Origin of the sequence: Polyangium fumosum, assembly GCF_005144585.1 — a bacterium.
Taxonomy (GTDB): Bacteria; Myxococcota_A; Polyangia; order Polyangiales; family Polyangiaceae; genus Polyangium; species Polyangium fumosum.
The window spans coordinates 1-15,011 of sequence record NZ_SSMQ01000064.1; the positions used below are offsets into that span (position 1 = coordinate 1).

General features: G+C 69.7%; 10 protein-coding genes. 3 read left to right on the plus strand and 7 right to left on the minus strand.

Going from position 1 to position 15,011, the window contains the following annotated elements; all coding sequences use genetic code 11:
- Positions 1-896 precede the first annotated feature (896 nt).
- Genes E8A74_RS40115 through E8A74_RS40125 form a run of 3 tightly spaced genes read left to right on the plus strand, consistent with a single transcriptional unit; the run spans position 897 to position 6,623 of the window.
- A complete protein-coding gene (locus tag E8A74_RS40115; protein ID WP_136934402.1) occupies positions 897-2,240 on the plus strand; it encodes a TolC family protein in 1,344 nt (447 codons plus the stop codon).
- A complete protein-coding gene (locus tag E8A74_RS40120) occupies positions 2,237-3,490 on the plus strand; it encodes an efflux RND transporter periplasmic adaptor subunit (RefSeq protein ID WP_170229730.1) in 1,254 nt (417 codons plus the stop codon). Before E8A74_RS40115 ends, E8A74_RS40120 begins: the two co-directional genes overlap by 4 nt.
- A gap of 4 nt (positions 3,491-3,494) precedes the next feature.
- Positions 3,495-6,623 carry an efflux RND transporter permease subunit gene (locus tag E8A74_RS40125; protein ID WP_136934404.1) on the plus strand — a complete coding sequence of 1,043 codons (3,129 nt, stop codon included), beginning with the start codon at positions 3,495-3,497 and terminating at the stop codon, positions 6,621-6,623.
- A gap of 15 nt (positions 6,624-6,638) precedes the next feature.
- Here the strand turns inward: E8A74_RS40125 and E8A74_RS40130 are convergent, their stop codons facing one another.
- The 7 genes from E8A74_RS40130 to kdpF all read right to left on the minus strand — a co-directional run bounded on the left by E8A74_RS40130 (position 6,639) and on the right by kdpF (position 15,000).
- Positions 6,639-6,929, minus strand: coding sequence for a hypothetical protein (locus E8A74_RS40130; protein ID WP_136934405.1), 291 nt, complete (start codon positions 6,927-6,929; stop codon positions 6,639-6,641).
- 135 nt (positions 6,930-7,064) lie between these two features.
- A complete protein-coding gene (locus E8A74_RS40135) occupies positions 7,065-7,784 on the minus strand; it encodes a response regulator (protein ID WP_136934406.1) in 720 nt (239 codons plus the stop codon).
- Positions 7,781-10,486: a sensor histidine kinase gene (locus tag E8A74_RS40140; protein ID WP_136934407.1), complete on the minus strand. Its 2,706-nt coding sequence runs from the start codon at positions 10,484-10,486 to the stop codon at positions 7,781-7,783. Before E8A74_RS40140 ends, E8A74_RS40135 begins: the two co-directional genes overlap by 4 nt.
- Positions 10,483-11,064 (minus strand): potassium-transporting ATPase subunit KdpC, encoded by a 582-nt coding sequence (kdpC, locus tag E8A74_RS40145; protein WP_136934408.1) that lies wholly within the window; start codon positions 11,062-11,064, stop codon positions 10,483-10,485. Before kdpC ends, E8A74_RS40140 begins: the two co-directional genes overlap by 4 nt.
- A gap of 12 nt (positions 11,065-11,076) precedes the next feature.
- Entirely contained in the window at positions 11,077-13,152 is a 2,076-nt protein-coding gene (gene kdpB, locus E8A74_RS40150; RefSeq protein WP_136934409.1) for a potassium-transporting ATPase subunit KdpB, read from the minus strand.
- Between the two features lie 13 nt (positions 13,153-13,165).
- On the minus strand, positions 13,166-14,911 hold the full coding sequence (gene kdpA, locus E8A74_RS40155; protein WP_136934410.1) for a potassium-transporting ATPase subunit KdpA: 1,746 nt from the start codon (positions 14,909-14,911) through the stop codon (positions 13,166-13,168).
- Entirely contained in the window at positions 14,908-15,000 is a 93-nt protein-coding gene (gene kdpF / locus E8A74_RS40160) for a K(+)-transporting ATPase subunit F (RefSeq protein WP_136934411.1), read from the minus strand. Before kdpF ends, kdpA begins: the two co-directional genes overlap by 4 nt.
- Positions 15,001-15,011 lie beyond the last annotated feature (11 nt).

Sequence of the window (15,011 nt, forward strand, 5' to 3'; positions counted from 1 at the left end):
GGTCCCGGTCTACGTACCCGAGGCACCGGTCTGCGCCACCCGAGCGGATGGGTCGACCCCTCGAGAAGCGAAAAAGTGTCACCCGAGGTCCCGGTCTGAAGTGTCACCCAAGATTCCGGTTGCACAGGGTACTTACCCCACCACCCGACCGCACGCCCCAGAGACACGTCCCCGTCCCTCCAAGGCACGGCCTCGTACCTCCGGAGGCTCGACGGCACGCCCCAGAGACACGTCCCCGTTCCTCCCAGGCACGGCCTCGTACCTCCGGAGGGTCGACCGCACGCCCCAGAGACACGTCCCCGTCCCTCCAAGGCACGGCCTCGTACCTCCGGAGGGTCGACGTCGTCTCTTCGGACACATGCCCCCGTCTCTCGCACCCACGTCCCCGTCGCCTTTGGGCTCGGCCTCGAAGCTTGAAGACACGGCCTCCTCGATGAACTGCGTATCGCGCAGTTCATCGAACCGACGCCAGCGAACCCCCCCATGGTCTTGCCACCGGCCCGCGCGCCTGCCTCGGTTGGCAACGTCGCTGCCCGTCTTGACCGGGCCTGTTCGATGAACTGCGCATCGCGCAGTTCATCGACCTCGGGTCCAGCCCCTGGCTGGTCCGGGTGCAGGGGCGGATAGCCCCTGCTGGGGCCTGGGGCAAAGCCCCAGCGAAGCATGCGCGCGCGACGGAGCGATAGGAAGAATTCCCGGTCGCCTGGGAGAAATTCCCTGCCAGGGCGTGGGCCCAGCGCGTGATGGGGGCCTCGTCTCGGGGTGGCACGCGTCCTGCTGTGTTTCTCGTCGCGGTCGCGCTTCCTTCGGCCTTCGGCATTGCCGCTGCATGCCCCGCTCGAAGGACGTTTGGACGGACCCCACTTCGGAGTTGAACCAGCCTGATGAAATCGTTTGTGACCCAATTGATTTCGGGCACATCGGCCCTTCCACGCGCGCGGCGGCGCACGCCCGTGCTGGCCGCGTTGCTGGCCATCATGCTCGCGGCCGGCGCGGCTGGCGCGGACGAGCGCCGCAGGATCGCGGGCGCCATCGGCGGCGCGGCGTCGTCCCCGGATGCCGCCGCGTTGCCCGCATTGGAAGCCTTTCCTTCCCTCGGGCGCGCCATGGCGCTCGCGCGTGAACGTGGCCCCGACGTCGTGCGTGCACGGGGAAGCGTGGGCGTCGCGCAGGCCTCGTATGCAGGCGCGCGGCTCTCGGCGCTCGACAACCCGTACCTGGAGGTCTTCGTGGACCGTGGCCTCCAGGGGGTGACGAAGGACGCGGCCGTGCAGGCGAACCTCTGGCTCCCGCTCGAAGTGTCCGGGCAGCGGGCCCGGAGGATCGACGAGGCGGATGCGCTCGTCGCCTGGCAAAAGACCCTGTTCGAGGTGACGCGGTTCTCCGCCGAGGGCGACGCTGTGCGGGCTTATGGGGCCGCGCTCGTGGCGGGGGCGCGGGTCCGCACGCTCGAAGGGATCGTGCGCGACGCCGGCGCGGAGGCGGAGGTGTATCGGCAGCGGCGCGAAGCCGGCGACGCGACGCTGCAGGAGGAGAAGCTCGCGAGCATGGAGCACGCGCGGTACCTGGTGATGTTGCAGGAGAGCCGCGCCGATCTCACGCGCGCGCTCGTCGACCTCGCGCGCGCCACGGGGCGCATGTTCGAGCCGCCCGACAGCACGTCCGCCATGCCCCCCGTCCCGGGCGAGATGTACGGAGAAGCCGGCGCCGCGCGGCTCGCGGACACGTCGCCCCACGTCGCCGCCTCGACGCGCGAGGCGAGCTTTTACGCGCGGGCGGGGCAGCGCGCCGCGATCGAGGCCCACCCGCCTGTGAACCTGATCGTGACTGCGGGCCGCGGAGACCTGGGCGAGCCGCGCTTCGGTGGTGGCCTCTCGTGGACCTTCCCGGTCGCGCGGCGCAAGCAAGCCGAGGTGGCCCGCGCGGACGCCGAGCGGGCGCGCGCGCTCGCCGAGGCCGAGGTGAAGCGACGCCTCGTCGTGCAGGGCCTCTCGGGCCTCGAGCTCGAGCGCGCCGAGGTGCGCCGCGCCCGTGAGGTGATCGACACCGCCGCCCTGCCCGCGGCGCAAGCCTCCGCCGACGCGGCGATCGCCACGAAGGCCGCCGGCAAGGGGGAAATGCTCCTCGTGCTCACCACGCGCCGTGACCTCGAGCTTTTGCGATTGCGACGCCTGGAGCTCATCGCGCGTGAATGGTCGATCCTCGGCGACATCGTCGCGTGGACGGGAGAATTGCCGTGACGAACGAGACGAACCCGATCGACGAGGCCTCGGAGATCCCGCTCCCCGCGGACGAGGGCCTCCCGGAGCGCGACACGCAATCCCCCCGAGCGTCCACGGAGCCGCCGAGGCCACGATGGGCGCGCTGGGGCATCGCCGCGGGCCTGTCCGCGCTTGCAATCGCCGGCATGCTCGTGTGGCTGCGCGGAGGCGACGGTGAGGCCGATGTGCCCGTGACGAAGGCCGATGTCCCGCACGTCGAGGGCAAGGCCATCGTGTTCTCGAAGGCCTTTGGCGAACGCGCGGGCATCGAGACCGAGCCCGTGCGCCTCTCGCCGCTCGTGCCGCGGATCAAGGTCGTCGGCACCGTCGATTTCGACCCGGCGCACGTGGCCGCGGTGGGGACGCGGATCCCCGGGCTCGTCCGCTCGCTCGCGAAGGTCGAGGGCGAGCGCGTCAAGAAGGGGGACGTGCTCGCCGACATCGAGAGCGCGGAGCTCGGCACGGCGCAGGCCAGCGTGGCCGTCGCCCATGCGCATCGCAAGGCCGCCTCGATCAACGAGAAACGCGAGCGTGAGCTCGCCGAGCGTGGTCTGTCGACGGCGCGCGAGCACGAGGTCGCGACCGCGACGCACGAGGAGCAACGTGCCGTCCTCGAAGCCGCGCGACAACGCGTGCACGCCATGAGCGGCTCCCCCGGCAGCCCGTTCGGCGTGTACATGCTGCGCGCGCCGCTCGAAGGGACCGTGGTCGAGCGGCACATCTTCGCGGGCCAATCCGTCGACGCCCACCTCGTCGCGTTCCGCGTCGCCAACCTCGACCATCTCTGGGTGGATCTCTCGGTGTTCGAGAGCAACGTCGACGCGATCCACAAGGACGATCCGGTGGAGATCACGCGTGTGGGAGGCGAGCCGATCCCCGGCCGTGTCGCCCACGTCGGCGACGTCGTGGATCCCGTGACGCGCACGGCGGAGGTGCGGGTCGCGGTCTCGAACCAAGAACGAAAGCTCCGGCCGGGGCAATCCGTGACCGCGATCATCCAGGCCACCGGCCCTTCGCGCACGATGCTCACCGTGCCCATCACGGCCGTCACGTACATCGACGGGCGGCCGACGGTGTTCCTCGCCGAGAGTCCCGATCGTGTCGTGCCGACGACGATCGAGCTCGGCCCGAACGACGGCACGCACCAGGGCGTCACCGCGGGCCTCTCCGAGGGGCAGCTCGTGGTGAGCCGCGGCGTGTTTGCCCTGAAGAGCGAGCTTTACCGGTAAAACCATGCTGTCACGTATCGTCCTTGCCTCGATTCGCCTGCGGGCATTGATGCTCGTCCTCTTCGCGTTGCTCCTCGGCGCGGGCGCCGTGGCCGTGCGCGCGCTCCCCATCGACGCGATGCCGGACGTCTCGACGATCCAGGTCTCGGTGCTCACGAGCGCGTCGGGCCTCTCCGCCGTCGAGGTGGAGCGGACCGTGACCATTCCGGTCGAGAATGCGCTCAACGGTGTCCCCGGCGGCACCGAGCTGCGGAGCGTCTCGCGCGGCGGCCTTTCTGCCGTGACGGTGGTCTTCGCCGACGGCACGGACGTGTGGTTCGCGCGCCAGCTCGTCCTGGAGCGCCTGCGCACCGTGGAGCGCGAGCTGCCGGCCTCGGCGGGCACGCCCGAGCTCGCCCCCGTCTCCTCGGGGCTCGGCGAGATCTTCCAGTTCGTCGTGCGCAGCTCGCAGCACTCGCCGATGCAGCTCCGGACGCTGCTCGACTGGGAGATCGTGCCCAAGCTCCGCGGCGTGCCCGGCGTGATCGAGGTCAACACGATGGGCGGGGAGCTCAAGCAGTTCCAGGTCGTCGTGGATCGGGCGCGCCTCAATGCCCAATCGATGAGCGTGCAGGATGTGATCGAGGCCCTCCGCACCGCCAATGTCAACGTGGGCGGGGGTTATGTCGAGCGGCGCGAGGAGTCGTTCACCGTGCGCGGGCAGGGCATGCTGCGCGACGAGCAAGACATCGCCAACGTGGTGCTGCGCGCGGACAGAGGCGGCGCGCCCGTGCTCGTCAAGCACGTCGCGGATGTGCAGATCGGCGCGGCGCTGCGTCATGGGGTCATCACCCACGGAGGCGAACGCGAGGCGGTGACGGGCATCGTGATGATGCTCCTCGGCGGCAACAGCCGCGAAGTGGTCGCCGCCGTCGGGGAGCGGGTGAAGGAAATCGAGGCGGAGCTACCGCCCGGCGCGTCGATCGAGGTCGTCTACGATCGCGCCGATTTCGTCGGCCGGACCATCAGCACCGTGCTGAAGAACCTGGCCGAGGGGGTGATCGTCGTGACGATCGTGCTCGCGCTTTTCCTCGGCACGTTGCGCGGCGCGCTCGCGGTCGTCCTCGGGATCCCCGCGGCCATGACGGTGGCGGTGCTCGGAATGCACGCTTTCGGCGTGACGGGTGATCTGATGTCCCTCGGCGCCATTGATTTCGGCTTCCTCGTGGATGGGCCGATCGTGATGCTCGAAGCGGTCATCGCGGCCGTGGCGGGCCAAAAGCTCGCGGGGGACGCGCGGGCGCGGGCGTATGCCGAAGCCGCGCAGGGGGTGGCGCGACCGGTCGCCTTCGCCGTGGCCATCATCATGCTCGTTTACGTGCCGCTGCTTTTCCTCGAAGGCATCGAGGGGAAGATGTTCCGGCCGATGGCCCTGACCATGGCGTGCGCCCTCTTCGGCGCCCTCGTCTATTCGGTCCTCTTTTTCCCCGCGCTCCTCGTCACGCTGGTGCCGCCGGCCGAGGGCCATGGGCCGCGGTGGATGGAGTGGATCACGGCGCGGTACGAGCGGATCGTCGGACATGCCGTCGCGCTCCGATGGCCGCTGCTCGGCGCGTCGGCGGTGGCGTTCGTCGTGACGACCTTCTGGTTCGCCCGGGCCGGCGCGGAGTTCGTCCCCCGGATCTTCGAGGGCGATGCGGTGGTGACCATCCGTCGCGCGCCGAGCATCTCGCTCGACGAGGCGCGGCGGCTCGACCTCGTGACCGAGAAGGTGCTGCACGGCTTCCCCGAGGTCGTGAGCACGCTCGGCATGACCGGGCGCGCCGAGGTCGCCACCGATCCGGTGGGCAACGACAACACCGACATCCTCGTGCGGCTCCGCCCGACCGAGGAATGGAAGACGGCCCGCGATTTCGACGAGCTCTCCGAGGTCTTCAAGGAGGCAGTCGAGGCCCACGTGCCGGGGACGTTCGTCTCCGTCTCGCAGCCCATCGAGGACCGCACGAACGAGCTCATCAGCGGCTCGCGCGCGGACATCTCGATCAAGGTGGTCGGGAGCGACATCGAGGAGCTCGCCGCGCTCGGCGACCGGATCGGCGCGCGGGTGAAGGCGATCCAGGGCGCCGGCGACGTGCGCGTCGAGCGCCTCCTCGGCCAGCCCGTGATCAGCGCTGTCGCGGATCGGGCGAGGATGGCGCGGTACGGCGTGCGGGTCGAGGACGCATTCACCGTGATCGCCGCGGCGCGCGAGGGCGTGCGCGTCGGCGACATCTACGAGGATCAGCGCAAGTTCGACCTGCGCGTGCTGAATCCTCCGTCCGAGCCTTCGGCGGCGGCGCTCGGCGAGCTGTTCGTCGAGACCTCGCGCGGTCTCCGCGTCCCGCTGCGGGAGGTGGTCACGCTCGCCGAGGGGGACGGACCAAGCTCGATCCGAAGGCAGGATCGCGAACGGACGGTGCGCGTCGACGTGAACCTGCGGGGACGCGACCTGGTCTCCTGGGTCGACGAAGCCAAGGTGGCTGTCGCGCGCGACGTGCCGCTCCCGACGGGCTATCGCATTGCGTGGGGCGGGCAATTCGAGAATTTCGAGCGGGCGCAGAAGCGGCTCGCGCTGCTGGTGCCGGCCGTGGTGGTGCTCATCTTCGGCATGCTGCTCTGGATGTTCCAGAACGCGCGCCTCGCCCTGGCCGTCTTCATGATGGTGCCGCTCTCGCTCGTGGGCGGCATGCTGGGCCTGCTCGCGCGGGGTTTGCCCTTCAGCCTGTCCGCGGCGGTCGGGTTCATCGCGCTCGGCGGCGTGGCGGTGCTGAATGGGGTGGTGATCACCAGCGAGGTGCGCAGGCGTCTGTCTGCAGGCGAGGCGCTCGACGTGGCGGTCACGCGCGGCGCGACGGCGGTCGTGCGCGCGGTGCTCACGACGGCCGCGGTCGCGGCGCTCGGCTTCATGCCGATGGCGGTCGCAGAGAGCGCGGGCGCCGAGGTGCAGCGCCCGCTCGCCACGGTGGTGATTTTCGGGATGTTCTTCGGGACGATCACGACGCTCGCCGTGCTCCCCGGCGTCCTCCGCGCCGCGCTCGCGGGCCAGCGCCTCGCCGCGCGCGCAGCGGAAGAGGGACAGGGCCGCGCGTATCCTCAAGAGGCCCTGGGATCGTGAGGAACGAGAGGGGCCTCAAAGGGGCGTGCAGCGGTCGTTCGCGCAGGCGTACCCGTCGAGGCAATCACGCCCGTCCTTGCAAGAGCGCTTGCAGAGGCCAGCGACGCACGTATTGCCCATCCCGCAGCTCGCATCGCTCACGCATTCGACACAGCGCCGTTCGAGGCAGTACTGGAACGCCACGTTTTTGCCCTCGCAGTCGCCCTGGTTCGAGCACGGCACCGATTTCGGCTCGGGCACACAGGCGGCCCCTGCGACGATGATTCCAACGGAAACAATGAACCAGCGTGTGAAGGAAGGTTTCACGTAGAGCACCTCCAACCGCTCGTTCGAAAAAGCAGAGAGCATGCCACGGAGGGAGCGTGGGGATCCCGCACGCGCGTGGGTGCCGCGGTGGGAATGTTTCCCGGCCAGACCGGAATGGCTCCGGCCCTGGACGCCTTACGCCCCCGCGTCGTCCGCGCTTCGATCCCGCAGCCGATACCCGACGCCCGGCTCCGTCACGAGCCATTTCGGCCGCGCCGGATTCGCCTCGATCTTCTTTCGCAGCTCGGCCATGTGCACGCGGACGTAATGCGGCTGGTTCGCATACGCCGGGCCCCAGACCTCTTTCAGGATGTGCTGGTGGGTCAGCACCTTCCCTGCGTTCTGCGCGAGCAGCACGAGGAGCTTGTATTCGATGGGCGTGAGGTGCACGTCCTGGCCGCCTTTTCGTACCTCCCGCCGCACGAGATCGATGCGCAGCTCGCCGATCTCGATCGTCTGCACCCCGCTCGACGTCACGCCCGCGGCCGCGTGCCGGAGCGCGACCCGCATCCGCGCGAGCAGCTCGTTCACGCCGAAGGGTTTGGTCAGGTAATCGTCCGCCCCCGCGTCGAGTGCGGCCACTTTGTCGTCCTCGCGCCCCCGCGCCGAGATGACGATCACGGGCATCCGTCCCCATTCGCGGATCCGGCGCGTCAGATCGATTCCGTCGCCGTCCGGTAGACCGAGATCGAGGAGCAAAAGCTCCGGATTGTGCGTGCTCGCGAGCATGAGCGCCTCCGCGGAGGTGCCCGCTTCGAGCAGGCGATAGCCGTGCGACGTGAGCGTCGCGCGCATGAACCGGCGCATTTGAGGTTCGTCCTCGACGAGGAGGACGAGCGGGCGAAAGTCCGTCATGGGCGCGCCTCCTCGACGTGTGCAGCGACCTGCGGGGCGCCGCTGGGGATCGGCACGCGGATGCGAAAGTTCGCGCCGCCGGAGGCGCGATTCTCGGCCGCGATCGTGCCGCCGTGCGCCTCGACAATCGCCTTGCAGATCGCGAGCCCGAGCCCCGCGCCGACCGCGGTCGTATGCCCTCCGCGGTAAAACTTCTCGAAGATGCGCGACTCGCTCCCCGCGGCGAGCCCGGGGCCCGCGTCGGCCACCTCGACGACGACCCCGCCGGGCTCGCCGCGGGCGACGACCTCGATCGGCGACCCGGGCGGCGTGTAACGCGCTGCATTCTCGAAGAGGTTGATGAACACCTGCTCGAAGAGTACGGGATCCACGGACAGGAGCGCTAACGCTTCCGGGAACGTGACGTTCACGGGCCGGTCCCCGAGCTTGCGTTCGAGCCGCGTCAGCGCGGAGCCGACGAGCTCTTCGAGTGGCACCCACGCGCGCTTCAGCGCGACCGGGCCGGCTTCGAGGCGCGTCATGTCGAGCAGGTTCGCGACCAGCCGTTCGAGCCGCTCGGCCTCCTCGCAGATCGAGTCGAGCAGCTCGGCGCGGGTGGTCTCGCCGAGGCCCCCGTCGTCGCGCAGCGCCGTGGCCGAGCCTGTGATCGCCGAGAGCGGCGTGCGAAGGTCGTGCGAGACCGCCGAGAGCAACGAGCTGCGCATCTCTTCCGTTTTCGCGCGCAGGGCCGCGCTGTTCGCCTCGCTCGTGAGCCGCACGCGCTCGAACGCGAACGCCGCCTGCCGGCAGAAAGCATCGAGGAACGCGCGTTGCTCGGCCCCGAGCGGTGTCGCGCTCTTCGGCGCGAGCACGAGCACGCCGAGCGGCGCGCCTCGCACGGAGAGCGGCGCGCATACGACCTTCGATCCCGGGAGCGTGTCCGTGCCCAAGCCCGAAGGACGCGCGTGCTCGAAAGCCCAGCGGGCGACCGCGAGATCGGCCGTATCGAGGGACGCCGCGGCCGGGGCGACGGCGACCGCCTGAAGCGCGCCGTCGGCCCTGGATTGCAGCACGTGCGCCGCTGCTTCGAAGACCTGCTCGGCGTGGCCCGCGACGGCCGAGGCGACGGCCCCGGTATCGTCCGCCGCCGCGAGATCCCGGCTGAGATCGTAAAGCGCGGCGGTCTGCGCCTCGCGATGCCGCGCGTCTTGCTCCTGCCGCCGGATGCGGGCCGTCAGCGCGCTGAGGAGCAGGCCGACGCCGAGCATCATGGCGAACGTCAGCAGGTACTTCGCGTCGGCCACGTCGAACGTGTGGAAGGGCGGGACGAAGAAGAAATCGTAACAAGCCACCGCCAGGATCGACGCGAGGATCGAGGGGCCTCGCCCGAAGCGCACGGCCGCGAGCATGACGCAGAGCACGTAAAGCACTTCGAGATCGGGGACGGGGTAGATCGCGCGCACGGCCGCCGCGAGCACGGTGGTGGCCGCGACGAGCAGCACGGCCGACCCATACATCACGGGCCGCGCCGACTCCTTCGGCAGCTCCGGCGGCGCCGGCGCCGTCTCGGCGCTCTCGCTGCCGCTGATGACGAGCACGTCCACGTCCCCGCTGCCACGCACGACCTCGTCGAGAAGCGAGCCACGGAGCCGGTCGCGGAGGCGAGAATGGGTCGGCTTGCCGATGATGATCCGCGTGACGTTGTGCTTGCGCGCGTAGCGCAGGAGCGCCTCGGAGATGCTCGCGCCCGAGAGCCGCGTCACGGCGCCGCCGAGCGTCTCTGCGAGGCGCAAATGGGCTTCGAGCCGCGCCCGATCGGCCTCGCTCGGCGCCTTCGCCGCGGGCGACGCGACGTACGCGGCGACCCACGGCGCGCGCAGGCCCGCGGCCATCCGCGCCGCCGCGCGCAGGAGCCGGCCCGAGCTCGGCGCAGGGCTGATGCACACGAGGATCCGCTCGCCGGCCGGCCAGGGCGTGATCACCCCGTGCTGCTCGCGATACTCGCGCATGTCCACGTCGACGCGCTCCGCCGTCCGCCGCAGCGCGAGCTCGCGCAGCGCGAGCAGGTTGCCGCGCTGGAAGAAATGCGCGGCCGCGCGTTTCGCCTGCTCCGGCAGATAGACCTTTCCTTCGCGCAGGCGCGCGAGCAGCTCCTCGGGCGCGATGTCGACGAGCTCGATCTCGTCGGCGCGATCGAGGATCGAATCGGGGATCGTCTCGCGCACCTGGATGCCCGTGATCTGCGCGACCACGTCGTTCAGGCTCTCGACGTGCTGCACGTTGACGGTCGTGAAGACGTCGATGCCCGCGTCGAGCAGCTCGAGCGCGTCTTGCCAGCGCTTCGCATGCCGGGATCCGTGGACGTTCGTGTGGGCGAGCTCGTCGAGCAGCAGCAGCCCGGGCCTCCGCGCGAGCGCGGCGTCGAGGTCGAGCTCGTCGAGGGCGCGCCCGCGATACTCCACCTTGCGCCGCGGCAGCACGTCGAGCCCTTCGAGCAGGGCTTCCGTCTCCGCGCGCCCGTGTGTCTCCACGATCCCGGCGACGACGTCGACCTTCTGTTCGATCGCCCGTTCGCGCGCGACCTGGAGCATGCGGTACGTCTTTCCGACGCCGGGGGCGAACCCGAAGAACACGCGGAGCCGCGCGCGGTGTTCGCGTCCCTCTTCGGCGTGCGCCCTCCGTACGAGCGCGTCGGGATCGGGTCGGCTGTCGGGATCGGTCATGGATGGGCTTTCGCCTGATCGAGCGCGAGGTTCAGGCGTAACACGTTCACGCGTGGTTCGCCGAGGACGCCGAGGACACGGCCCTCCACGTGCGCGTCGACGAGGCCGCGGACGCGGGCCGGATCGAGCGCGCGGGCCCGCGCGACGCGGGCGACCTGGAAATGAGCGGCCGCCGGAGAAATGTGCGGGTCGAGGCCACTGCCCGAGGCCGTGACGAGGTCGACCGGAAGGGGCGCGGCATGGCCCGGGTCTGCCTCGCGAAGCGCTGTGATGCGCGCCGCGACGGCGTCTCGGAGCGCTGGGTTCGTCGGCCCGAGGTTCGAGCCGCTCGACGCCGCCGCATTGTAGGGATGGCTCGGCGTCGCGGAAGGGCGACCCCAGAAGTACCGCGGATCCTCGAACGGCTGCCCGATCAGCTCGGAGCCGACGATTCTTCCCCCCTCATGGATCAGGCTGCCATTCGCGCGCGCCGGAAAGGCCGCTTGCGCGACGGCGGTGACGAGCAGCGGATACACGACGCCCGTCAGGAGCGTGAATGCGGCGAGGAGCGTGATCGCGGGACGGAGGAGCGATTTCATCGTCGATTCCTTTCAGCCAACGCCGAGGCCCGCGAGCACGAGGTCGATGAGCTTGATGCACGGGAACGGCAGCACCACGCCGCCGAGGCCATACACGAGCAAGTTCCGCCGGAGCAGCGCGGGCGCGGGCGCCGGGCGGTACCGGATGCCGCGGAGCGCGATGGGGACGAGCGCGATGATGACGAGCGCATTGAAGATCACGGCCGACAGGATGGCCGTGGCCGGCGAATGCAGCCGCATCACGTTCAGCGCGCCGAGCGCGGGGTAGGTCGCGGCGAACGCGGCCGGGATGATGGCGAAGTATTTGGACACGTCGTTCGCGATGCTGAACGTCGTCAGCGCGCCGCGCGTCATGAGCATCTGCTTTCCGATCTCCACGATGGCGAGCAGCTTCGTCGGGTTGGAGTCGAGATCCACCATGTTCCCCGCCTCCTTCGCGGCCTGCGTGCCCGTGTTCATCGCCACGGCCACGTCGGCCTGCGCGAGCGCGGGCGCATCGTTCGTCCCGTCGCCCGTCATCGCGACGAGGTGCCCTTCCTGCTGATACGAGCGAATCATCGCGAGCTTTTGCTCGGGCGTCGCCTCGGCGAGGAAATCGTCGACGCCGGCCTCGGCCGCGATCGCCGCGGCGGTGAGCGGGTTGTCGCCCGTGATCATCACCGTGCGAATGCCGATGTGGCGTAGCTCCGCGAATCGCTCCTGGATCCCGCCCTTCACGATGTCCTTGAGCTCGACCACGCCGAGCACCCGCGCGCCGTCCGCGACGACGAGCGGCGTGGATCCCTGCTTCGCGACCTCGTCCACGAGCGCCTTCACCTCGGCCGGGACGCTTCCGCCCTGCGCCTCGACGAACTTCGTCACGGCGTCGGTCGCGCCCTTCCGGATGAGGCGCCCGTCGAGATCGACCCCGCTCATCCGCGTCTGCGCCGTGAATGGCACGAACGTCGCGCCGAGCGCGTGCACGTCCCGCGCCCGCAATGCAAAACGCTCCTTCGCCAGCACCACGATGCTGCGGCCCTCCGGCGTCTCGTCGGCGAGGGACGAGAGCTGCGCCGCGTCCGCGAGCTCGCCCTCCTTGATCCCAGGCGCGGGCAAGAAGGCTGTCGCTTGCCGATTGCCGAGCGTGATCGTGCCCGTCTTGTCGAGCAAGAGCACGGTCACGTCCCCGGCCGCCTCGACGGCGCGCCCCGAGGTCGCAATCACGTTCGCCTGGACCATTCGATCCATCCCCGCGATGCCGATCGCGGAGAGCAGCCCGCCGATCGTCGTGGGAATGAGACATACGAGCAAGGCGCAGAGCACGGTGAGGCTCACGGGCGCGCCTTGCCCGGAGCTCGCGACGGCATATTTCGAGAAGGGCAAGAGCGTCACGGTCGCGAGCAAAAACACGATCGTGAGCGCCGCGAGCAGGATGTCGAGCGCGATCTCGTTCGGCGTCTTTTTCCGTTTGGCGCCCTCGACCATCGCGATCATGCGGTCGAGGAAGGTCTCGCCCGCGTTCTCCGTGATGCGCACGAGCAGCCAATCCGAGAGCACGCGTGTCCCGCCCGTGACGGCGCTGCGGTCCCCGCCGCTCTCGCGAATGACGGGGGCGCTCTCGCCCGTGATGGCGCTCTCGTCGACCGAGGCGACCCCTTCGATCACCTCCCCATCGCTGGGCAGGGTATCTCCGGCTTCAACCAGCACGACGTCGCCGCGGCGGAGCGTCGAGGAATCGACCTCCTCGCGCCGCGCGTCGAGCCGCGGCGCGTCCAGGCGCTTCGCGTTCACGTTTTTCCGGGTCTTCCGGAGCGCGTCCGCTTGCGCCTTGCCACGCCCTTCGGCCATCGCTTCCGCGAAATTGGCGAAAAGGACGGTGAACCAGAGCCAGAGCGAAACGGCGAGGATGAAACCGGCGGGGGCCTCGCCGCGACCGGTGATCGCCGCGTGCAGGAAGAGCACCGTCGTGAAGGCGCTGCCGACCTCCACCACGAACATGACCGGGTTTTTGAGCATCCGCCGCGGATCGAGCTTGCGGAATGCGTCGACGGCCGCGCGGCCGACGATGGCGCGCTCGAAGAGCGGACGAGCCTGGGTTCGGGTCGTCATGAGGGGGCTCCATTCACCTTGCAAACAGGGAGAGATGCTCGACCACCGGGCCGAGCGCGAGCGCCGGGACGAACGTGAGCGCACCGACGAGCAGAATCGTCCCGACGAGCAAGAGCACGAAGAGCGGCGTGTGTGTCGGCAACGTCCCCGCGCTCGGGGGGATCGATTTCTTCCGCGCGAGGGACGCGGCCATTGCCAGGACGGGGACGAGGACCCAATAACGGCCGATCAGCATGCAGAGGCCGATGGCCGTCGTGTAAAACATCCCGCTCACGGTGAGCCCGCCGAAGGCCGAGCCGTTGTTGTTCGCGCCGGACGAGAAGGCATACAGGATCTCGCTGAAGCCGTGGGCGCCGGGGTTGCCGAGGGGCGCCGTGCCCGCGGACGTCGCGCTCGCGAGGGCTGTGCCGACGAGCACCGCCGCGGCCGGGAGCAGGATGACGAGCGAGGCCATTTTCATCTCGAAGGCCTCGATCTTCTTGCCGAGGTACTCCGGCGTGCGCCCGACCATCAGGCCGGCGATGAACACGGCGATGACCGCATACATCAGCATCCCGTAGAGCCCCGAGCCCACGCCGCCGAACACGATCTCGCCGAGCTGCATGAGCCACATCGGCACGAGCCCGCCGAGCGGCGTGAAGCTGTCGTGCATCGCATTCACGGAGCCATTCGAGGCTGCCGTCGTCGCCGTCGCCCAGAGCGCGCTGTCGACGACGCCGAAGCGCGCCTCCTTGCCCTCCATGTTCCCGCCGGGCTGGAGCGCGCTCGCGCCCTGATCGACGCCGAGGCTCGAAAGGATGGGATTTCCGTGCTGCTCGGCCGCCACCGCGACGCAGAGCAGGGGCACGAAGATCACGAGCATCGCCGCGAAGACGGCAACGCCCTGTCGTTTGTCCTTCACCATTGCGCCGAACGTGAAGCAGAGCGCCGCGGGGACGAGCACGATCGAGATCACCTCCAGCAGGTTCGTGAGGGCGTTCGGGTTCTCGAACGGGTGCGCCGCGTTCACGTTGAAAAAGCCGCCGCCGTTCGTCCCGAGCTGCTTGATGGCGATCTGCGAGGCCGCGGGCCCGAGCGCGAGGATCTGCCGGGCGACGCCGGTCCCGTCGCCGGAGGTCGTCGGGTCGAGCAGATCCGCGACGTGATGCGCGGCGAACGTCTGCACGACGCCCTGCGAAACGAGCAAAAGGGCGAGGACGAACGAGAGCGGCACGAGCACGTAGAGCGTGCTCCGTGTCAGGTCGACCCAGAAGTTGCCGATGCCCTCCGCCGTGCGCCGCGTGAACCCTCGTATCAATGCGACGAGGACGGCCATGCCCGTGCCCGCGGAGACGAAGTTCTGCACGGTGAGCCCGAGCATTTGCGTGAGGTGCGAGAGCGTCGTCTCGCCCGCATACGCTTGCCAGTTCGTATTGCTCGCGAAGCTCACCGCCGTGTTCCACGCGACCTCCGGCGCGACCGCGCCGAGCCCGGCCGGATTCACGGGCAGGAGGGCCTGGAATCGCTCGAGCCCGTACACCACGAGCAGGCCGAACAGGTTGAACAGGAGGACAGCCGCGGCATACCGAGGAAAGGACATGTCCTCGTCGACACGAATCCCTGCGGCGCGATAGAAGAGGCGCTCGACCGGCCCGAACACGCGCGCGGCGAGCTTCGTGTTCCCCTCGTACACGCGGGCCATGTACGATCCGAGCGGAACGGCGAGCGCGACGAGCACGAGCAGGAAAAGCCCGCACCGGAAGACGGCATTCTCGATCACGACAACTTCTCCGGATAGAGGAGCGCGAAGAGGAGGTAGCCGAAGAGAAGGGCGGCGAGCACGCCGCCGAGGCTCGTCAGGGTCGCCATGGCATCAGACT

Bases quoted from the DNA above. Each gene is read 5' to 3' on its own strand.
- E8A74_RS40140 (WP_136934407.1), bottom strand. From the start codon at position 10,486: ATGACCGATCCCGACAGCCGACCCGATCCCGACGCGCTCGTACGGAGG.
- E8A74_RS40135 (WP_136934406.1), bottom strand. From the start codon at position 7,784: ATGACGGACTTTCGCCCGCTCGTCCTCCTCGTCGAGGACGAACCTCAA.
- kdpF (WP_136934411.1), bottom strand. From the start codon at position 15,000: ATGGCGACCCTGACGAGCCTCGGCGGCGTGCTCGCCGCCCTTCTCTTC.
- kdpB (WP_136934409.1), bottom strand. From the start codon at position 13,152: ATGACGACCCGAACCCAGGCTCGTCCGCTCTTCGAGCGCGCCATCGTC.
- E8A74_RS40125 (WP_136934404.1), top strand. From the start codon at position 3,495: ATGCTGTCACGTATCGTCCTTGCCTCGATTCGCCTGCGGGCATTGATG.
- kdpC (WP_136934408.1), bottom strand. From the start codon at position 11,064: ATGAAATCGCTCCTCCGTCCCGCGATCACGCTCCTCGCCGCATTCACG.